Here is a 20753-nt window from a genome sequence, read left to right as displayed (position 1 = left end):
ATTTTAAAATTCGGCAAGGTATATGTGGCTATAGCTGCGGTTGATGCCAACTAGCAGCGACAAGTGTTTGCTGGCATTGATGCTGATTGTACTGAGCTCTTGACTGATGCTGTGCAATAATCGACCGTTCATATCTTCCCACCGGAAGATGCTTTTCGTTAAGGCATCTGATTTTAATTCTAGGTTGGGTTTTGCTGGCGATCGCATAATTTTAGCGGCATGAAAACTGGCCCACATACCGCTACAATCATCGGCGGCCGGGCCCCAACAGCACACCGATTGTCATCTGGAATTGCAAACTTAGGAAAAATGATCCCTTCATAACATGAAATTTTTTGTACGCGAAATCGCTTGATACATACCACGAAGTTGCTGCTACTGCTTAGGAGTCAAGGTTTGCACGATATAGGCGGCTCAACCTTGAGTATTCCTTTGATCTTTCTAGGATAATTTGATAATTTGTGTAAGAAGTTTTTTACGGTAATTACTTATACAGAACTTGGGCAGGGACGCTACATATACTTTGCCCCGAAGTGGCAGTCTCTTTTGGGAACTTTTTCATGCGATCGCCTTTTATTAACAAATTTAAAACTCAGGCAGCTAACTAAATTTATATCGGTAAAACTCTATCTTCTTTAGCACGATTGGGAAACCTATTTTGTCAAACAGTGGACGCATCAACCGGGTTTTTACACGAACATACGACAAGTGAGGGCTAGGGATATCGCTTGAAAAACAGGGTTTATCCCCTCATTCGCGCGTTCACAACGGTGATTCGCGCGATCGCGCCCCTGCTGGTATCTGAGAAAACCACCATCTCTGAATCTTGACCAAATAGGATATTGTATCAAGCAATACCGACAGCACAGTTACCAAAAAACCACAGCCACTGATTGTATTTAGCTCTGTTGGTTCAATGAGGCAATCAACATTCTCAAGGTAAGAATTCCCCTCTTGAATCGAGTATAAAATTTTGCCAAAAGCGGTGTCTATCTACTGCATATTGTTGTTAATGCTACCTTTATCCCCCACATTAAAAGTTGGCTGATATTCGGTTTACCGTACATCTCTGTCTGTTTAATCGTAAATGATGTTATCTTTAACAGAGGGTGTTGTCTAGCTTGGTGTTTGTCGCGAACAAAGCTCCTATTAGATGAGGAATCTATCTTCAGGAGGAACTTTCGCTGACCTGAAAATTATCCCTCTAGGAACTGTTTCGCGATCAAATAAATCCTTATCATCAATGCAATGACAGTGATATTTTGGCAGATAGATGTTGGGGTGTTGCGAACAGTCGATCAGTTGGATTCTATGTAAACACCAGGAAAGCGGTAATTAATATTCACCCGCCCCTCTTTCCTTTTGGGCTCTAATATCAGCGCTGCTAGCAGCGCCGAGAGCGAGTTAAAGTCGTCAGCGGGACTTAAAAATGAAAATCACCTTTGTTCTTCCTACTCTGTCTCTGACTGGTGGAATACGAGTAATATCTATTTTCGCAGAACTTTTGAGAAAGCGAGGACACTCCGTGTTCGTCATCTCTGTACCCAGTGCCCAGCCGAGTATGCGCCAGCAAGTCAAGTCGCTGCTGCGAGGACGGGGTTGGATTTCCCCACCTGAAAATGAACCCTCATTTTTCGATAACTTAGGTGTAGAACACAAAATTACCGATCGCTACCGCCCCGTAGAAGACAAAGATGTACCTGACGCTGACGTAGTAGTTGCCACCTGGTGGGAAACCGCCGAGTGGGTAGCCAAACTCTCTCCTAGCAAAGGAGCAAAAGCTTATTTTATCCAGCACCACGAAATTTTTGACTATCTACCTCAAGGAAGAGTAGAAGCAACTTGGATGCTGCCCATGCACAAAATTACGATCTCTGAGTGGTTAGTTGAGCTAGCTCGGACTAAATATGGCGATGACCAAGTTTCCTTAGCTCCTCCTAGCGTGGACACCAAACAATTTTACGCCTGTCCTCGCAACAAACAATCGGTTCCTACAGTTGGCCTAATGTACTCTACAATCTACTGGAAAGGAACCGACATCGCCCTCAAAGCTTTTTCCCTAGCAGCCGAAAAGATCCCCAACTTGCGTCTGGTTGCCTTCGGTGTAGATGCCCCATCCTCGGAATTGCCCCTACCGGCCAATGCCGAGTATGTAATTCAACCCGACCAAGACAAAATCAAAGACTATTACAGCAAATGCGATGCATGGCTGCTGGCGAGCAGATCAGAAGGCTTCGGCTTGCCAATTATCGAAGCGATGGCGTGCCGCACTCCCGTCATCAGTACCCCAGCAGGTGCTGCTCCTGAAATTTTGAGCGGCGGTACTGGCATACTTGTAAGACCAGAAGATCCCCAAGAAATGGCAAAAGCCATAGAGTCTATCTGTCAGTTGCCAAATTCCAAGTGGCAAGCCATGTCTGAAGCCGCCTATGCCAAGGTAAACAATTATACTTGGGAAGATGCCACGGATCATTTTGAAGCGGCATTGGAAGTTGCTGTAGACAAATCTAAAAACCGCGAGGTTAACATAGATTGCTTTTCTCCCTACTATGCGGACAAAAAAATTCTGGTTGAATGCTAAGTGCCGCGCTGCCATTTGAAATTCGGCGCTACGGGCGTTTTCGGCGCCGGATTCTGGGGAGAAACTCAATATCGTTTGGTGGGGTACTTCTGCTACAAATAAAATCGCCTGTGTCCTGTTTTCTACGCAGCAGTCTCGACACGAATTCTGACCGCAGCGACGACGGAATACAGGTTATAAATTGATCTGCCAAAATCTTAACTAGAGGGCAACGGAGGTTTTAAGGCTGGCTCCGTTACCGGTTAAACTTGTCTTGTCATCAAACATCTCCCGATTTGTAATTGGGAAAAGTCCCTGACGACAAAGTTAAGATCGGCTCGACTATCGAGTTACGATCGCCTCCAGCACAGATCCGCACCCCGCAAAAAAGCCAAAAATAGGCTGGTAAGTGCGAACTTGCTGTTATGGAGGAGTTTTAACCAGTATCAATCTTCAGCATCTATTCATGAAAATTACTTTTGTCCTTCCTACCCTGAGCCTTACAGGTGGTATGAGGGTGTTATCTATCTACACAGAACTGCTGCAAAAGCGAGGACACAAAATATTTATCGTGTCTATGCCCGTGCCGCAACCAACTTTGCTCCAACAATTGCGATCACTGCTGAGGGGTAGGGGTTGGCTGTCCGCTTCCCAGACACAAAAGTCTCACTTTGACAAAGTGGATGTCGAAAGTCGAGTTCTCGAAACCAACCGTCCAATTACCGACCTGGACGTGCCTGATGCCGATATCATCATGGCTACTTGGTGGGAAACTGCCGAGTGGGTGGCAAAACTCTCTCCGAGCAAAGGAACAAAAGTATATTTTCTCCAACACTACGAGGCATTTGAGTACGTACCAAAAGGTAGAGTAGAGGCAACTTGGCGGCTGCCGATGCACAAAATCGCTGTGGCCCAGTGGCTGACAGACCTAGCTCGGAATGAATACGGCGATTTGTCTGTATCTCTCGTCCCTCCTACCGTGGACACCAAACAGTTTTACGACCCCCAGTCGCGATCGAAGCAGCCGCGAGGCAAGCAATTAGTTCCCACAGTCGGGATCTACTATAGTACAACTCCTTGGAAAGGCTGCGATATTGCCCTGAAAGCTTTGTCTATAGCTGCTAAAAAAATTCCGAACCTTCGTTTAGTTGCATTTGGTTCCGGCGACGATCGTCCTCTTCCCCATTTGGTGCCAGAGGATACTGAGTATAATAAGGAACCTACTCAAGACCAACTAAGAGAATTTTACAGCAAATGCGATGCTTGGCTGTTTTCCAGCAGATCCGAAGGCTTCGGCTTGCCAATTTTAGAAGCTATGGCTTGTGGCACTCCAGTCATCGGCACTCCTGCAGGTGCGGCTCCGGAACTACTTGCTGGCGGGGGTGGCATACTTGTCAAGCCAGAAGACCCAGAGGATATGGCAAAAGCGATCGAGCAGATTTGTCAGTTGCCTGATGCCGAATGGCGCGCAATGTCCGAGGCAGCTTTGGATACGGTAATAAATTATACTTGGGAGGATGCAACTAATCTCTTCGAGGCGGCACTGTACACTGCTTTGGAACGTCAGGCACAATTAACGAACAAGATGTAAAATTGAGGTTGATTTAAAAGAGTGGGGTTGGGCGATCGTTTAATCGAGAATTTTTATCGGGCAATTTGAGTTTTCTTTCTACAATTTTACTGCCAAAAAAGACCTATGGTTGCATTGATCCCACTGGCTATGTTCGGCTTTATTCCAGTCGTTTGTTACCTGTTTATAAGGTTTCCGGCTCAGCGGGCGGTAATTATAAGTTTTGTAGTAGCGTGGCTTTTTTTACCGCAAGCTTCTTATCCCATCCCCTCATTGCCACCGTATACCAAAATCTCTGCAGCTTGCTACGGGATTTTGCTGGGGACTCTTATCTACGATACTGCGCGCCTCACCTCTTTTAAGCCCGGTTGGCTGGACGTGCCAATGGTAATTTACTGTTTGTGTCCAATTATTTCACAAGTTAGTAATGGTGGCAGCCCGATTTCTCCGACTATCAACCAAATCGTTACTTGGGGTCTGCCTTATTTTTTAGGACGCTTGTATGTGGGTAGTTTAGACGGGCTGCGACAATTAGCGATCGGCATTTTTGCAGGTGGGTTAGCCTACATTCCTTTTACTTTAATTGAAGGGGTTAGGGGCCCAATTCTGCACCAAATGATTTACGGCGTCAATGCCTTTGAGGACTGGGGTCAAGCAAGGCGTTTGGGGGGGTGGAGACCAGTAGTGTTTATGCAGCACGGTTTGATGGTGGGCCTGTGGATGATGACAGCCGCCTTAATTGCTGTTTGGCTGTGGCAAACTGGGACGCTCAAAAAGTTTATGGGCCGTAACATCAAGACTTTAGCAATTATATTAACTATAGCTTTTTTCCTGTGCCGTTCTACTGGCGCCTACAGTTTATTTGGAATGGCGTTGCTCGTATTATTCTCTGCCAAGATTTTTCGCACCTCTTTGCCCTTGCTCTTGATAATTGGATATATAGTGTTTTATCTGTACATAGCTGCATCGGGTCAATTTTCGAGCCAAGACGTGGTTGCATTCATTACTCAAATATTTGGCGAAGAACGAGCCGCCTCTTTGAAGTTTAGATTTGACAATGAAGAGATATTGGGGGAAAAGGCGCGGCAAAGATTTATGTTTGGCTGGGGAGATTCCGGCGGAAACCGCGTGTATAACGAGTACGGTGATGATATCTCGGTCACCGACAGCTTATGGATTATTGCATTTGGCATCAACGGTGCAGTCGGTTTAGTTAGTTTATTTTCTTCAATGTTACTTCCTGTTATCGTCTTTTGCTTGTTCAAATATCCCGCCAGAACCTGGTCTAATCCCAAAGTAGCCCCTGCTGCCGCCCTGGGAGTAGCCTTAAGTATGTACGTGTTTGACTGTGTTTTGAATGCTATGACTAACCCGATTTTTGCGCTGATTGCTGGAGGAATATCGGGTCTCGTCTTAAAAGCTCCAGAAAGTCTTAAGGCAAAGAAAACCAGTTCGCCACCAAGAAGACAGGCGCTGGTTCACCAAAAATCCGGATGATTTTCCTGAAGGCGATCGCTGCTTCACTGCAAGCTTGACACTAGGTTGCCTTCCCTGGAGACAAAAACTAAAAAATCTACCACTTTTGGATGAAATCCAGTTCAGAAGTTGCCAGATATTTTTCACTAGGTTAAACTTTTAATCTCATAAACTCTTTTTTTTACATTCATATGCCATGCTTCAACAAGTATTAGCACTGGATGGCTGTTTACTTGAAACTGTGTTGCGACTTATAAACTTCAAAATTGGCTTTATACACTTTTTCTAAAACGAGCTGATTCTTTACATAATCTTTAAAAATCCTGACTAGACAGGTAGGGTCTAGGAGGATATACTGAGAAAAGTATGTTCAATGAAGCGCCCAAGCAGTGAAAACACGAAACTGTATTGCGGGTTATAATAGTTTGAGTTGTAGTTTAATATAAAGCAGGAAGGGAATAATAAATGAAAACAGTTAATTTATTGAATGTCTCGATAGATAACTTCTCAATAACAGAGTTGTTTGAAAAACTCGACTCCGAAGGCGGTGTTGTATTTACGCCAAATGTAGACCACTTGATTAAGTTGCAGTATGACCGCGACTTCTATGAAGCTTACAATAAATCTAGTTATAGAGTCTGCGACAGTCAAATATTGATGTATGCCTCGAAGTTTTTGGGTACTCCTCTCAAAGAAAAAATTTCAGGTTCGGATTTGTTTCCTGCCTTTTATATGTATCACAAAGATAACGATAAAATTAAAATATTTTTGCTAGGAGCGGCTGAAGGTATTGCTAAGAAAGCCCAGGAAAAAATTAACCAAAAAATTGGTAGAGAAATAGTGGTTGAAGCACTTTCTCCTTCTTTTGGCTTTGAAAAAAACGAGGAAGAATGTGAAACAATAATTGACGCGATTAATAAATCAGGAGCGACTGTTCTCGCTATAGGAGTGGGAGCGCCCAAGCAAGAGAAGTGGCTGGTTAAATACAGGAGCAAATTAACACACGTCAAAATTTTCTTAGCCGTAGGTGCAACCATTGATTTTGAAGCTGGTTGCAAAGCCAGAGCTCCCAAATGGATGAGCGAAGTCGGCATAGAATGGGCGTACCGACTGTTAAGTGAACCGAGAAGGTTGTGGAAAAGATATTTGATTGAAGGTCTGCCTTTTTTCCGGTTAATCTTAGAACAAAAATTAGGGTTTTATAAAATGCCTTTCATGGAGAGCAAAACCAGCCAGCTAGAATGGAAAGGTGGCTCCTAAAAAGGTGAGCGACCAATCTCTAGCATAAATTAAGCTGAGTGTCGGAGAAAGTGGGTTTGACTTTAAGGTAAGACTGATGCAATCTGTGGATAGTCCGAGCGCACATCTCACTTGATCTCAAAATAATTCATTTTTGCTTTCAAGTCCAGGTAAAATCGGAAAGAAACCTTTTGTGGAAAATCCTAATTAGGGATGCAACCGATGAATCTGCCTTCTTTCTTGTGGTTGTGGAAAATAGCGGCTTGGTCAATGGGTGTTTCCCTGTTGGCTTACTTGTTGCTGGCCGTTACTGGAACGTGGATGTTTGCCGCTAGGAGTACCAAACAACCGCGCCCAAAATGGCTGCGTCCCTTTCATTTAGCCACTGGTGCGGGAATGGCAACTTTGGTAATTTTACTGCTGGGAATTGGTGTAGTCGGTACGCTAGGATACTACGGCAATTTGGGTCACTCGGCTCATTTACCGGCGGGGTTAGCTGTTGTGGCTTTGGTGTTGGTTTCTGTTGGAAGCGGGCTGCAAATTGGCCCTAAACATCCTTGGGCCCGCCCCCTCCACATCGGCACTAATTTGGCCTTGTTTGGGGGATTTGTGACTGTGTTGCTCACAGGATGGACGATCGTACAAAAGTATTTGCCGAAAGTTTGAAACCTGTCTATTTGACCTCAAACTATACCAAATATCCAAGGGAAAACATATATATAACATATATATAAGGTGCGCCGCAGCGCACCCTAGGTTTAATTTTTTTGCGTGAGTCCGCTTTTTGTGATGAATTCTAAAATATGTTGCGCGGTAATCTGTGGCTTTTCTAAGTGGGGAACGTGCCCGCAGTCGGGTATCCAAATTAGTTGAGAATTTGCGATCGCCCTTGCAAACTTTTCCGCATCCGCCGTCCCCAAAATCCGGTCTTGTTTTCCCCACAAAATCAGCGCCTGCTGCTGAATTTGCGATAATTTTTCCCCAAAACCACCGTAACCTCCGCTTTTGGTAAACGCAATTAAAGCTTGATTCCAGTTGGGCATTTCCAAGTGCAAAGCAGCACAAGTTTGAGCGTCTTGAGAAGCCAAATTTTTATCGAAATAAGCATTGACGCTAATTCGCTGGCGAATTTTGGGATTGCGTAAAAATGAAGTTGCCAGATACCCTAAAGGAGGAATTAAAAACTTTCCCTTATTAGAACTGATGGCAAAACCTGCGCTATCTATTAACACTAATTGTTTTACAGCTTCTGGATAATTGAGAGTGAAATCAATTGCTGCTGCACCTCCCATTGAAGCACCGACTAAGATTACAGGCTGCGAAATTAGCGTTTTCCAAAAATAATAAAGGTGACTTTCAATTGCCCTCGCGCTGAATGCCAAGCCTGCCGCTCTTTCTGTAAACCCGAAACCCAACAAATCAACCGCCCAAGTTTCATTTTCGGCAGCTAGCAGCGGCAACAGGCGGCGGAATTCAAACAAGGAACTGTCGAAGCCGTGAATTAGCAAAATTGGTGTGTTGCCACTGCCTTGGCGCACGTAGGTTGTGGCAATTGGTCGAGAAGATAGGGGAGTTGTAATTGCTGCTTGTTGAATGCTTTGGGCTAAGGCAATTGAGGTAGATTCTGTAAGTTGTGCGATCGATTTTGGCAGAAAACTTGCTGGCATAATTCTTGATAAATTGTGAATCGGTAGGGGCGATGCCACTATGTCCGCCCTAACATTTAAGTATATATGCTTGCTCGATCGCTATTTGAGGAGTTGGGGCGAGTCATGAAAATTCGATCGATACTCAGTATCCCTGAGCCCAGACTTAGGTTTGTCGTGCGCTCGCCAATATAGCAATTCTCAATTGCCCGCAATACAGTAAGGATACGGCGCCGTGCCTACGGAATATGTGTATTGCACTCAACAGGATAAGGTGTACCGCTGCGTGCTTACCCTAAAAAATGTAATAGAGGCGGGGTTTAGCCGGATTTGTCAATCGCAAAAACCAGTCTAAAACCCGCCCCTAATGACAAGAGTCACCAATTAACCGACTAATTCTTCGCCCCTACGCCCACATACATAATCGACGTATCCTCATTAATTTTGATTTTAAACAAGCCCGACTTTTTGTAATCAAAATAGTTAGCGATATTAGAGATTAGCACTTGAGAAACTTGTTGGAAACTTTCCCCCGAAGGAAATAGCTGCTTTCCACTTGTAAGATTCCCCCAAAAACCGTGCATCTGGGCTAAAATAGCGCCCATTTCTCCAAACATATCAAAACCTTTAATTTCAATCTTGCCGAAACCCGTATCGCGCATTACAACAGACAGTTCATCCGGGGTAATAAATTTTTCCCAATCGTGAACGCCCCGCCTAATCTCCTGCAAAATATTTTCCATCAGCCCAATCATCACAACTTGCGAGGAAAAAGTTCGGTTGATTGTATCAAAAAAGAACAGTCCCCCAGGCTTAAGAATCCTGTGAACCTCAGACACAACTTTTTTGTAATCGGCCACATGTTCCAAAACATCCACGCAGATTACAACATCAAAGGTATTGTCTTCGTAGGGCATATTTTCGGCAAAACCTTGCCTGTAGTTAATCTCGAAACCGCTGGTAAATGCGTGATTTTGAGCTGCTACAATACATTTTTGCGATCGATCTATTCCAGAAACAATAGCACCTCTCTCGGCCATAAACTCGCAAGAAAAGCCACCGCCGCACCCGACATCTAAGGTTTTCAGCCCTTGCCAATTAGTCGCATGTCTGTCGAAAAACTCAAATCTGGGTTTATTTAGATGGTATAAGGCATAAATTTTAGCATTTTCGTCCCACCAATTATCGGCATTTTCCTCATAAAATTCTAAATCATTTTTTACTTCTGTTTTCTGCACGATTTTCTCTGTCCTGATTAGTGGAAAATATAGAGGGCGATTGCACTTTTGCGTGATTTTATAGGAATGACGCCCAAAAAACCAATTTCTGTAGAAAATCGGATGTTTCGTGACGAGTTCACAGGCAGATACCGGGTTTTTGAATCTGTAGGCGTAAGTTCTATTTTCTCGTGAATTGTGAATCGCCACAGTTGTTTATTATAATATCTTTGGCATAAATTTCAACCAGATGGATCGCGTTTCTATTATCATCCCAGCCCTCAACGAAGCGACTTGTCTGGAACGCACCCTCCGCCAACTCAGCATCCTTAATCCTCCCGCTTGGGAAGTGTTGGTGGTAGACGGTGGCAGTCAAGACGAAACAGTGGCGATCGCACTTTCCGCCGCCACGCGCGTTATTTCTAGCAGTATAGCCGGACGTTCCGTGCAAATGAACTTAGGTGCTCAAGTCGCCACCGGTGAAATTCTGTGCTTTCTCCACGCCGATACTTTAGTTCCCGACGACATTGTAGCAGTCATCCAGAAAACATTGTCCGATGCCGAAATTGCCGGCGGCGGGTTTATCTCCATGATGGCTGGTTCGCAGCAAACAAGATGGGGTTTTTCCCTCCACAATTACCTAAAAACTTATTACGCGCCGCTGTTATTTCGACCTCATTTATTTTTCAAAGGATTGCGCTTGCTGTTTGGCGACCAAGTTATTTTTTGCCGCCGTACCGATTTTTGGGAATGCGCTGGTTTCGATGCCGCGCTGCCAATTATGGAGGAAGCGGATTTGTGTTTGAAGTTAGTGCGACGGGGAAGACTTAAGTTAGTCAATCGGGTAGTGGAAAGTAGCGACCGTCGAGTTGCAACTTGGGGCGAATTTAAAGCTATTGCGATCTATCTTTCGATTGGTTTTTTGTGGGGTTTTGGCGTTTCCCCAAGGTATCTCAAGCAGTTTTATGAAGACATCCGCTGAACACAAAACCCGCTTAAATTCCAAGAATGTATTGGTTGTATTTTGGCGGCAAAACTTTCTGCAACAGGTAAATAATCGCCCAACAACCTAACAAAGTCCCAGTAACTAAAAAGCCGAGCTTCAGTAGCGGATTTACCGGGTCAATAAACTTATAAAACACTAACAAGACATATTTCACTACTGTCGAATCCAGCAGATATATAGGGAATGAGTAAGCAGCCAATATTTTGACTAACCCAGACACTCTACTGGGAAGTGCAATATTCTTAGAAAATGCGAGGATCGACAATACGAACAAAATTGCGTATCCTTGAGCAGATAGTTTAAAAAACGATCGGAGAAACCATGCCTCCGAATTAACTCCACTTTTTAGGTAAAATTCCCAAATGCTAGCTAGATAAAAAAGGATGGTGGCCCCTAAAATTGGCATTTTCATTCCTTCGAGAACGGGTTGAATTCTGTCATAGGAGCTGCCCAAAAATAGACCAGTTGAAAATGGCAAAATCCAACTGAAAATCCAGCGCTCCATCAAAGGTAGAGGTATTGATATGTATTGGAAAGCGGTTAAGTAGAAGAAGATTGTAAAAATTGTTTGAATTGTTAAGCCCAAAGCCAAAATTTTTCTGGGTTCTAAAAATCTTAATTTCACGAGAAGCCACCACCAGCCGTAGCATTGAACAATCACAACGATGAAGTAATAGGGAGGCATCACTGAACCCGTCAAGATATCTCTGAGTAATGAAAGTAAGTCAAATTTTTGGATTTCTCCCAAATTATTTAAGATGTACAAAGCTACTGACCAAAACAGATAAGGGGGTATAATTTTTGACAGTCTTTTTTTGACTACCAGTGCGGGATTATTTTGATTTTCCAGTTTGTTGCTAAGAAAAAAACCGCTCAACAGTAAAAATGCAGGTACGCAAAATAGTTGAAATGTATCGATCGCCACAAATAAAATTCTGCGATCGCGAAATGTAAAGAACCCAGCATGAGTAATCACCACACTGACGATTGCTAAAGCTCGGATCAAATCAAATTCAGCGAACCGATTAGAAACTTTTTGCATGGTAAAAATTAGATTGTAAAAATTGGAACCCAATTAAGAATTTTTTGTCTGATTAGTTTTCACCAAACTCTAGCATGAAATTTTATATCTGCTCCTATCTTCACAAAACTTAGGCCGGCAAAAATAAGTCACCGACTGCTGGGACTGAGGAATAAAGACTATAGAGACTATTGCGAAAAAAAATCTACCTAAATTAGGTAGACTTTTAGAAATGTTCAAGCAATGAGTTCACTGTTGGCTAACCGTTGCTGTGATGGATGTGCGACGCAGAAACACTATCCAACTGATCGCGCCCGTTGCGGATCACGCGCAGCATATCGCTCAACTTGTGCTCGATATTATCGAGAACTTGGTCGGCATAATCATCAGCTCCGTTCTGAATTTCCTCGCATTCAGCCATCGCCCTGACTCTCATCTCTTCCAATTCTTCTTGAGCCTGGTAGCGAATTTGTTCGACTTCCGCCAGCGTCGCCTGCTGAATTGCCTCGCAGTCGAGCAAAACTTGCTGTCGCAACTGATCTGCCTCTATCTTCGCCTGCTGGAGCAAGCCCATATCGTTTAAAATTTCTGCTGCTCGCTGTTCTGCTGCTTCTATCACTTCCTGAGCGTAAAGTTCCGCTTCTTGAAGCAAGTCGTCCTTGTGCCGGATGATCGTCTCGGCTTCCTGAAAGGCGATCGGCAAATTTAACCTCACCAAGTCTAACTGATCGAGCAACTGTTCTTCATCCACCAGAGTGCGTCTGGTCATGGGAATTCGCGGACTGTCGAGAACAATTTCCTCAAGCCGATTCAATTCCCGCTGGATGTCTACTCCTGCGGTTCGGGTGGGGTCTCCGAAGGTGGCTGTGTTCTGAGGTGATTCGTTCTCAGTGCCGCGTCCGGTAGTGTCGGGTTCGATGCGAGTTGGTTCCTGCTGGCGTAACATTTGTAAATATCTAGGGCGACGTGTTTCGGAACAAGATGATCTACGGAGCCACCAAACTTGGCTATTTCTTTAACTACACTACTACTTAAAAAGCTGTACTCGTTAGAAGTTGCCAAAAAAACTGTTTCAATTTCACCCAGAAGGGTTTTATTGGTGTGGGCCATCTGGAGTTCCATTTCAAAATCTGTTAATACCCGGAGCCCCCGCAGCAGCACTTTGGCTTGTCGAATCTTAGCATAGTTTACTGTCAAACCCTCAAAACTGTCTACTTCTACATTTTGCAAGTGTTGGGTAGAGCGCCGGATCTGCTCGATCCGTTCCTCTACGGTGAAGAGAGGCGTTTTGCTGGGGTTTCTGACGACGGTAACAATTACCCGGTCAAAAAGTTTAGATCCCCGCTCGATAATGTCTGCGTGACCGAAGGTAATGGGGTCAAAGCTGCCTGGATAGATTGCAATCACGAGTTTGGCTCAACGAAGTGGGGGGGAGTGGGGGAATGTGGCATAAGAGGAGAGAGAGCGGGGGAGTGGGAGAGTCTATTATCCTTGTATCCGTGTTAATCCGTGTAGTGCCTTCCTTCTGACAACTGTCAACTGTCAACTGTCAACTGTCAACTGACATCTACTTTTTCATGGAATGAGCTTTGTAGAAAGTTTCGAGGCTTTGCTTGTCGCCCACAAACCGCCAATGCCAAGGCTCGTAACTGACGCCTTGGCGATTGTTTTTGGGAAATGACATTTCAAAGCTGAAGGCGACGGCGTTGGCTTCTAACCACTTGAATGCTTGGGTATTTTCAAAACTGGGACTGAGGTTGTGTTCCGGGGCGGTGCCGTCGCCAATGTCGATCGCATAACCGGTGTGGTGTTCGCTGTAACCTGGAGGGGCGCTGACTTCGGCTCGCTTGCTGGCGTTTTGCCTGCGTTCGGCTTTCACGTCAAAAAATACGTGCTGTTGGTCTTGCAGGGAGCGAAAGCCGGAAATGGGAGCGAAGTAGATGCCTGATGCCGCTGCGGCGTTAACCATTTCCTGATATTTTGCTGCTGCTGAGGTGCGGAGTTTGACGCTACCGTCGGAGGTGACGCTTACCAAGTCTTTTGCTGGTGCTTCTGGGTATGGCAAGTGTCCCAGCAGGTTTTCTGGGATTGCGGGGACTTTTGGGGTGGTAGCTGGACTCGCGACAGACGGAGACGCGGAACTGGTGGGCGCTGAGTCTTGTTGAGTTTGCTCTGCCTGACTGGTGGCTGGGAACAAGTTAAAGTTGAGGTGCAGCCAGATGCTGACCCCAAAGGCTAAGGCGGCCAACCCTAGCAGTTTCCAAATCAGCCCTTTTTTCTTAGACTGACTCTGCCGTGCTTCTGGGTATGGGTGGTCTCGCACTGCTTCTGGAATTTCGTCGGCGACAAGCTCCGAGGCTTGCGGGGGTTTTCTTGACAGACTAGCGTTATCCAAGCCAGCTCCACTCCTGCACTTCAATAAGGCTCAACGTTACAAATTGTAGACCGATATGGGCGATCGGACAGCTACAATTGCCGCTGAGAGTATATCATCTCTTTCTGACCTCGCCCCGTCCCATCCGCCAACTCTCGCATTTGTTACTTGGGCCCACAGTCGATCGTTCCTGCGAGGTCGAACTGGTTGGCGCTGGTAGCGCTGGTTTATTTTAAGTGTAATTTGTTACTGTTCCACAAAATCGAACAATTCTGCGATCGACACATCAAACGTCCGCGCCAATTTTAGCAGAGCACCGATGTCAGCCATTGCCATACCGGGCGATCGGGCATAGCTTTTCAGCGTGCTGTAGTGAACGCCCGATCGAGTGGCAACCTCTGTCTGAGTCGAACCGTTCTCAGCAGCCAGCTCTCAAATCCGCAACCTCACCAATTCTATGCTTGACAAAGGGCAAGTATTGTGAATTTAAGTAATTAGATATTAAAGGGCGATCGGCCCCCGGCCTCAGAAACGGAAGAGCAATCACTTTTTTAGACAACCTCTCATGATATTTATTTTTTGGTGAAAGAGTGTATTCACGCTTTTTGAGTAGAGTTTGTTTAGCAAACCCCTTAACTAATTTTATTCGTGAGTAGAACCATCTGGCATAATTGCACCAGTGAGTGTAGCATTTAGAAAGCCCGCTCCCCCTATTTTTGCATTTGTTAAGTTAGCGCCCGATAAGTCGGCAAAACTTAACTTTGCCGCGCGGAGGTCTGCTAAAATTAGGTCAGCACCACGCAGTTTTGCACTGTTTAATTCAGCTTGACGCAAATCAGCTTCGGTTAAGTCTGCTGTAGTTAGATCGGCACTAACTAATCTTGCATCGTTCAAGTTAACTTGTCTTAAATTAGCCCTGCTCAAATTGGTGCTATCCAGTGTTGCTCCCTGAAGTTTGGCCCCACTTAAATTAACATCTCTCAAATCGGAATAATTTAATTTTGCTGAACTCAAATTAGCCCCTTGTAAATCGGCTCCCATGAAGTTAACACTGTTCAAGTCCCTACCAGTTAGATCGGCATTTTGCAGCGATACATAAGGAGCAATTAAGTAAGCGCCCGCTTTCACGGGATCGAAATCAGTAGGAAATAAAGTTGCTTCATTGTAAATCGCTCCTTGAAGCTGAACTCGTTTGATATTTGCTCGATCGAGGTTGGCTTCTAAAAGGTTAGAATTACTCAGATTTGCATTTGTCAAATCAGCATTTTTTAGGTCTACTTTCCTCAAGTATAGCTCGCTTAAGTTAGCTTGAGCAAGGTTGGCATTTGTGAATTTTGTTTGTTGATTAAGTTTCGCCCCGCTAAGGTTTGCACCGTTCAAATCGGCATCACTAAAATTTGCCGATTCTACGTGAGCTAATCTTAAGCTTGCTTTGCTTAATTTGGCTTTTTCTAGTTTAGTTGATTGTAAATTAGCCTGAGCGAGGTTGGCATTGATTAAATTTGCCTGATGCAGATTCGCACTGGATAAATTAGCCTGAGAAAGGTTGGCATTTACCAAGTTTGCTTGATGCAGATTCGCACTGGATAAATTAGCCTGAGAAAGGTTGGCGTTGACTAAGTTTGCCTGATGCAGATTGGTGCTGGATAAATTTGTATTCGAGAGATTAGTCATTGATAAATTAGCCTGACTAAAATTTGTGCCATCAAAACGTGCATCCCTCATATCTGCTCCCTTCAAAATTGCCCCACTAAGATTTACAGCCTGCCAAGTTGTACCAATCAAATTAGCTTTATTCAGATTAGCATTACTCAAGTTCACACCAGAATTTAGACGCTTTCCGCTCAAATCAGCACCAGCTAAATTAATCCCAGTAAAATCTCTTTCTCCCTTAGTGCAACGCTCCCAAAACTCCTCAACGGCAACAACAGGTTCCCGACATTCCTCAGACTCATCCTCCACATTCTCACAGCTATCCTCTAAAGCAATATCTCCAGCATCCGCCGCCAATCCTTCCAAATAATCTGCTCTATCCAAGTAATCCGAACTCGCTACAAACCGCCTTTCTATCTCCTCCTCATTTAATACTTCGCTGCTGTCAAATCGCTGAATTAATTGCTTGACAATTTGGCAGTCATTCGTGCGAATTCCCACTTCTTTTTCTGCACTTTGGTCGCTGTTAGTCAGCAAATTATGACTGCCCAACATGGCAAAACTAGAATCACATACTAAAAAGTTTTCGTGAGTTCCCAATAAAGAGAGACAAAATTTATCGGGATATTCGCTGGCTAATTCTTGCAAATCTGCTAAAGCATTGTAGCGCCATCCCTTGCCGATTTTTTGCCTGTCTCCCAGATAACCCCAGCCAATATTTATCAAACATCCTCGGTTCAAACACTCTCTAATTTTTTGCAGCAATTCATCATTAATGCTGTTACAATTGAGCCAAGGGCAAACAATAATCAGCCGCTCTTGAGCTAGTGATAAAGCTTCCATCAATACAGCACGACTGTTAGGACGATCGCATACTAACTGATACTGAAAGTCTGACTTTGGCTTTTCGGTCTCGGTGTCAAGCTCGATGGGCTGCTCAGCACTGACCGACATATCGCCATTTCCCAAATCACACGGCTGTTGCAGGGACGCAATTTCAGCAGTCAAACTTTCTAGCATTTGCGGTTCAGGGCGATCGTTAAATCTCTGTTCCTGTGCCTCTAACTGCCTCTTAAGTTTGGCTAGATATTTTTTCAGAATAACTTGCTCTTCTTCAAGCTGCAATACTCTCGTGGCTATTGATACTAAATCTAGTTCGGTTTCTGACATAGTGCTACCCTCAAATCAAAAAAACTTAAAAAGCCATGTTTGGGAAGTTAGCGCCTCATCAAATATTACCAACTTCCGCCAATTCAGCAGCACTAACAGAATCTTTCTCTTCCCCTTTATCCCCTTCATCAACCACAACAGATAACTTCAATCCCAGAGCCTTCAGCCAACTTGCCAAAGCATAAATTCTCGCACTTCCTTCTCCCGACAACAAAAGATCTAATTTTTCCAAATGCAATTTAGCATCCTCTGCAGACATATTTGGTTCGCCAAGAGCCTCAAATACATTGCGAAGTGCGAGTTCCAGCAAACCAGGTTCAGGCTCTTCGTCTTGCAAATGCGCTGTTAGATAAGCCGCAGCGTGTATTTTATCCTTGAGCGCTTCTATCAGATAGGCCTGGTAACTATCGCTCGTTGGCATTTTCGCGTTCTCCATATTCTTTCCAATACTCCTTAGCTTTGCGGATATCTTGTTCTTGAGTGCTTTTATCCCCACCGCAGAGAAGAAGAACTATTGTTGACCCCAATTGTCCGAAGTACACGCGATACCCCGGCCCAAAATCAATTTTTAATTCGCAGACTCCTTCCCCAACAGACTTGCTGTTTCCTAAATTCCCTAAGCGAACTCGGTCAAGCCTTTGCTCAATTTTAACTACCGCATTCAAATCTCGCAGGGAACTAAGCCACTCTGCGAAAGGATTTTTACCGTCTGGGGTAATATAACGTCTAATTTCCCTCGGTTGTACTTCCATAAAGTCGATCGTACTTGCACACTCATCTTAATATCGGCGATCGCCCCGTATCCAAGCTTCTTCACCAAGGCCAACTCAAAATTGCCGATCGAAAAAAACTCTGCCGTCAGGCGTGGTGTAACGCTGAATTTCTCTCGGTTGCGCTTCCATAATCTTGATTCTAGCGACGATCGCAGTCGAATCTTACAGCCGCGCCCGATCGCCCCTTGACTCAATGCGCTACAATTATTAAGAAATCTTTAGTTAGATCCGTTTAACGTTCCAGACGCATTATGAGTCTTCCCATTCGCAACGTCGCCATCATTGCTCACGTCGATCACGGCAAAACCACCCTTGTGGACGCTCTCCTCAGACAGTCCGGGATCTTCCGCGAAGGGGAAGAAATCCCAGATTGCGTCATGGACTCCAACGACATCGAGCGCGAACGTGGCATTACCATCCTTTCCAAAAACACCTCCGTCAGGTACGGAGAAACCCTGATCAACATCGTCGATACCCCCGGACACGCGGACTTCGGCGGAGAAGTCGAACGAGTTCTCGGCATGGTTGACGGCTGTCTGCTGATCGTAGACGCCAACGAAGGCCCGATGCCACAAACCCGCTTCGTGCTCAAAAAAGCCCTAGAAAAAGGACTGCGCCCGATCGTATTTGTCAATAAGATCGATCGCGAGCGAGCCGACCCCCACAAAGCCGTCGATAAAGTTTTGGATCTGTTCCTCGAACTAGGTGCTGACGACGATCAGTGCGAATTTCCCTATCTCTTCGGTTCCGGCTTAAGCGGTTACGCCAAAAAACACCTCGAAGACGAAGGGGTAGATATGAAGCCCCTCTTTGAAGAAATCCTCGACCACGTACCACCCCCCGTAGGCGACCCCAACAAGCCACTACAACTGCAAGTAACCACCTTAGATTACTCAGAATACGTCGGTCGCATCGTCATCGGCCGTATCCACAACGGCACCATTAGAATCGGTCAACAAGCAGTCTTAATCACCGAAAGCGGCGCCATTGTCAAATCAAAAATTACCAAATTGATGGGCTTTGAAGGCCTGAAGCGGATTGATATCCCAGAATCTTCTGCTGGAAATCTTGTCGCCGTTGCCGGTTTTGCTGATGCGTATATTGGCGAGACAATTACCTGTCCGAACGACCCGCAAGCGCTGCCTTTAATCAAGGTAGATGAACCGACTTTGCAGATGACTTTCTCGGTGAACGATTCGCCGTTCTGCGGTCAAGAAGGTAGTTTGGTGACATCTCGGCAAATTCGCGATCGGCTAATGCGAGAACTCCAAACCAACGTCGCCTTGCGCGTCGAAGAAACCGAATCTCCCGACAAATTCCTCGTATCCGGCCGTGGCGAACTCCACCTCGGAATCCTGATCGAAAATATGCGTCGCGAAGGATACGAATTCCAAGTATCTCAACCGCAAGTAATCTTCCGCGAAATCGGCGGTCGTCCCTGCGAACCTTTTGAATGTTTGGTATTAGACGTACCCGAAGAAGCAGTCGGCGGCTGCATCGAACGCCTCGGTCAGCGGAAAGCAGAAATGCAAGATATGCACGTCAGCAGCACCGGTCGCACCCAAATCGAATTTTCAGTCCCCGCTCGCGGTTTGATTGGATTCCGAGGCGAGTTCATGCGGTTGACTCGCGGCGCTGGAATTATGAACCACAGCTTCCTCGACTATCGCCCCCTCGGTGGAGAAATTGTCGCCCGTCGCAACGGAGTATTGATTTCCTTTGAAGAAGGAGTTGCAACTACTTATTCACTGAAAAATGCTGAAGACCGCGGCGTGTTTTTCATTACCCCCGGAACCAAGGTTTACAGAGGGATGATTATCGGAGAAAACAACCGAGATGAAGACATGGAGCTGAATATTTGCAAGTCGAAGCAGTTGACAAACCACCGCGCATCTGGCGGTGAAGAATTGGCGCAATTGCAAGCCCCAGTCGATATGAGTTTGGAACGTGCTTTGGAGTACATCGGCCAGGATGAATTGGTGGAAGTAACGCCAAAATCAATTCGCTTGCGGAAGGTTTCTAAGAAGTTGGTCAAACGCTAAAACAAATTAAGGGCTGGTGGCAAAATTGCCAGCCCTTAGTGTCAACTTCAAACTACTGTATTTAAAGACAATATTAAGCATTTTAACGCAATCAAAAATAGGTAAAAACGATGTCAACAGTTTATCGTTTAAAAGCCAGCGAACTAGATCGTAACTTTTTAGAACAAATTAAAGCGATTTTTGGAGATAAAGAGATTGAAATAATTGTCTCAGAATGCGATGAAACCGAATATCTTTTGAAATCGGAAATCAATAAAAACAAACTGTTGAAAGCTATTGAAAATGTTAAAGACAGACAAAATTTAGTTGAAGTCGATTTACAGGATTTGTAATGAGTAGAAGAATTATTTTTGAATCTTCTGCTTTTGCAGATTTTAATGAATGGGCAAAATTAGACAAAAAGATTTATCGCAAAATTGTAGAATTGATTAAAGATATAGATCGATCGCCCTTTGAAGGATTGGGCAAACCTGAACCTCTGAAATACGAGTTAAGTGGTTTTTGGTCGAGGCGCATTGATAACGAACATCGTTTGGTTTACCAAGTTACGGAGGTCGAAATTGCGATCGCAGCTTGTAAGAATCATTACAGTGAATAGTATATTTGAAGCTTTAAGCAATGTAGCGATCGCTCTTTTTATCAATTTACTGAATGCGATCGCTCTCAATCTTCTTGCTGAAGTTCTTCTATTAGATTAAGTACCTCTTGATAATTTTCTTCTTTTTCCTGTACATGATATAAATTTTTAGCGTGGTGAAGATCCAGAGCTGCTTTTTCGTAATTTCCCAACTGACCGTAGACAATGCCTCGGTTGTGATAAGCTTCAGCAAATTTCCCTTCAAGCTGAATTGCCTGAGTGTAATCCTCACACGCTTTCTTTTTTTCCCCCAACCTAAAGTGAATAACCCCCATGTTGTAGAAGGTTTTTTGTAAGGATTCAGGTCAAAAAAACTTCGGTGACAAAAGCTGGTAAAATAAACCAATGAAAAAGCCCCCAGCAACCAGA

General features: G+C 44.7%; 22 protein-coding genes. 10 read left to right on the top strand and 12 right to left on the bottom strand.

The annotated features are described in order from the left end of the window. Nucleotides 1-3: 3 nt before the first annotated feature. Nucleotides 4-237 (bottom strand): hypothetical protein, encoded by a 234-nt coding sequence (locus Q5691_RS04550; RefSeq protein ID WP_333343994.1) that lies wholly within the window; start codon nt 235-237, stop codon nt 4-6. A 1192-nt stretch (nt 238-1429) separates the two neighbouring features. On the opposite strand from Q5691_RS04550, the gene Q5691_RS04545 reads away from it, so the two are divergent. The 5 genes from Q5691_RS04545 (at nt 1430) to Q5691_RS04525 (ending at nt 7511) form a co-directional block, all read left to right on the top strand. Next, nucleotides 1430-2581: a glycosyltransferase family 4 protein gene (locus Q5691_RS04545; RefSeq protein WP_333211989.1), complete on the top strand. Its 1152-nt coding sequence runs from the start codon at nt 1430-1432 to the stop codon at nt 2579-2581. Nucleotides 2582-3026: 445 nt separating this feature from the next. Next, nucleotides 3027-4151, top strand: coding sequence for a glycosyltransferase family 4 protein (locus tag Q5691_RS04540; protein WP_333343993.1), 1125 nt, complete (start codon nt 3027-3029; stop codon nt 4149-4151). A gap of 105 nt (nt 4152-4256) precedes the next feature. Next, entirely contained in the window at nt 4257-5627 is a 1371-nt protein-coding gene (locus tag Q5691_RS04535) for an O-antigen ligase domain-containing protein (RefSeq protein ID WP_333169349.1), read from the top strand. 444 nt (nt 5628-6071) lie between these two features. After that, a complete protein-coding gene (locus Q5691_RS04530; protein ID WP_333169352.1) occupies nt 6072-6866 on the top strand; it encodes a WecB/TagA/CpsF family glycosyltransferase in 795 nt (264 codons plus the stop codon). 201 nt (nt 6867-7067) lie between these two features. Beyond that, nucleotides 7068-7511: a DUF4079 domain-containing protein gene (locus tag Q5691_RS04525; protein WP_333067855.1), complete on the top strand. Its 444-nt coding sequence runs from the start codon at nt 7068-7070 to the stop codon at nt 7509-7511. A 92-nt stretch (nt 7512-7603) separates the two neighbouring features. On the opposite strand, the gene Q5691_RS04520 is transcribed toward Q5691_RS04525, so the two are convergent. Together Q5691_RS04520 and ubiG are read right to left on the bottom strand one after the other, a co-directional pair. Then, on the bottom strand, nt 7604-8512 hold the full coding sequence (locus Q5691_RS04520) for an alpha/beta hydrolase (RefSeq protein WP_333169355.1): 909 nt from the start codon (nt 8510-8512) through the stop codon (nt 7604-7606). Nucleotides 8513-8883: 371 nt separating this feature from the next. Further along, nucleotides 8884-9729, bottom strand: coding sequence for a bifunctional 2-polyprenyl-6-hydroxyphenol methylase/3-demethylubiquinol 3-O-methyltransferase UbiG (gene ubiG / locus Q5691_RS04515; RefSeq protein WP_333211993.1), 846 nt, complete (start codon nt 9727-9729; stop codon nt 8884-8886). A 229-nt stretch (nt 9730-9958) separates the two neighbouring features. Here ubiG and Q5691_RS04510 point away from each other — a divergent pair, with 229 nt between their 5' ends. Beyond that, complete coding sequence (locus Q5691_RS04510) at nt 9959-10690, top strand: TIGR04283 family arsenosugar biosynthesis glycosyltransferase (protein WP_333211995.1); 732 nt, start codon at nt 9959-9961, stop codon at nt 10688-10690. 13 nt (nt 10691-10703) lie between these two features. Here Q5691_RS04510 and Q5691_RS04505 read toward each other — a convergent pair whose 3' ends face one another. From Q5691_RS04505 to Q5691_RS04470, 8 genes are all read right to left on the bottom strand, one after another. Beyond that, nucleotides 10704-11756 (bottom strand): acyltransferase, encoded by a 1053-nt coding sequence (locus Q5691_RS04505; RefSeq protein ID WP_333211997.1) that lies wholly within the window; start codon nt 11754-11756, stop codon nt 10704-10706. Between the two features lie 238 nt (nt 11757-11994). Then, nucleotides 11995-12681 carry a DivIVA domain-containing protein gene (locus tag Q5691_RS04500; protein ID WP_333081909.1) on the bottom strand — a complete coding sequence of 229 codons (687 nt, stop codon included), beginning with the start codon at nt 12679-12681 and terminating at the stop codon, nt 11995-11997. Next, complete coding sequence (gene coaD, locus Q5691_RS04495) at nt 12564-13142, bottom strand: pantetheine-phosphate adenylyltransferase (protein WP_333211998.1); 579 nt, start codon at nt 13140-13142, stop codon at nt 12564-12566. The genes Q5691_RS04500 and coaD overlap by 118 nt, the downstream gene beginning before the upstream one ends. Nucleotides 13143-13302: 160 nt before the next feature. Continuing rightward, complete coding sequence (locus Q5691_RS04490) at nt 13303-14130, bottom strand: M15 family metallopeptidase (RefSeq protein WP_333212000.1); 828 nt, start codon at nt 14128-14130, stop codon at nt 13303-13305. 225 nt (nt 14131-14355) lie between these two features. Further along, nucleotides 14356-14538 carry a helix-turn-helix transcriptional regulator gene (locus Q5691_RS04485; protein WP_333212016.1) on the bottom strand — a complete coding sequence of 61 codons (183 nt, stop codon included), beginning with the start codon at nt 14536-14538 and terminating at the stop codon, nt 14356-14358. Between the two features lie 213 nt (nt 14539-14751). Beyond that, nucleotides 14752-16932, bottom strand: a complete 2181-nt coding sequence (locus Q5691_RS04480) for a pentapeptide repeat-containing protein (RefSeq protein WP_333343992.1) — start codon at nt 16930-16932, stop codon at nt 14752-14754. Nucleotides 16933-16990: 58 nt separating this feature from the next. Next, entirely contained in the window at nt 16991-17353 is a 363-nt protein-coding gene (locus tag Q5691_RS04475) for a transcriptional regulator (protein ID WP_333212003.1), read from the bottom strand. Next, nucleotides 17337-17684, bottom strand: a complete 348-nt coding sequence (locus tag Q5691_RS04470) for a type II toxin-antitoxin system RelE/ParE family toxin (protein ID WP_333212005.1) — start codon at nt 17682-17684, stop codon at nt 17337-17339. Before Q5691_RS04470 ends, Q5691_RS04475 begins: the two co-directional genes overlap by 17 nt. Between Q5691_RS04470 and Q5691_RS04465 the strand changes: the two genes are divergently transcribed. The 4 genes from Q5691_RS04465 to Q5691_RS04450 all read left to right on the top strand — a co-directional run bounded on the left by Q5691_RS04465 (nt 17673) and on the right by Q5691_RS04450 (nt 20345). Next, complete coding sequence (locus Q5691_RS04465; protein WP_333343991.1) at nt 17673-17894, top strand: hypothetical protein; 222 nt, start codon at nt 17673-17675, stop codon at nt 17892-17894. The genes Q5691_RS04470 and Q5691_RS04465 overlap by 12 nt on opposite strands. A gap of 62 nt (nt 17895-17956) precedes the next feature. Continuing rightward, nucleotides 17957-19747 (top strand): translational GTPase TypA, encoded by a 1791-nt coding sequence (gene typA / locus Q5691_RS04460; protein WP_333343990.1) that lies wholly within the window; start codon nt 17957-17959, stop codon nt 19745-19747. A 110-nt stretch (nt 19748-19857) separates the two neighbouring features. Then, complete coding sequence (locus Q5691_RS04455) at nt 19858-20079, top strand: hypothetical protein (protein WP_333094472.1); 222 nt, start codon at nt 19858-19860, stop codon at nt 20077-20079. Next, entirely contained in the window at nt 20079-20345 is a 267-nt protein-coding gene (locus Q5691_RS04450) for a Txe/YoeB family addiction module toxin (protein WP_332967907.1), read from the top strand. Before Q5691_RS04455 ends, Q5691_RS04450 begins: the two co-directional genes overlap by 1 nt. 65 nt (nt 20346-20410) lie before the next feature. On the opposite strand, the gene Q5691_RS04445 is transcribed toward Q5691_RS04450, so the two are convergent. Further along, nucleotides 20411-20659 carry a tetratricopeptide repeat protein gene (locus tag Q5691_RS04445; protein WP_333343989.1) on the bottom strand — a complete coding sequence of 83 codons (249 nt, stop codon included), beginning with the start codon at nt 20657-20659 and terminating at the stop codon, nt 20411-20413. Between the last annotated feature and the right edge of the window lie 94 nt (nt 20660-20753).

Origin of the sequence: Microcoleus sp. w1-18aA5, assembly GCF_036701705.1 — a bacterium.
Taxonomy (GTDB): Bacteria; Cyanobacteriota; Cyanobacteriia; order Cyanobacteriales; family Microcoleaceae; genus Microcoleus.
Note: the sequence above shows the minus strand (reverse complement) of the source record. Positions and strands in the feature narration are given on the sequence as shown.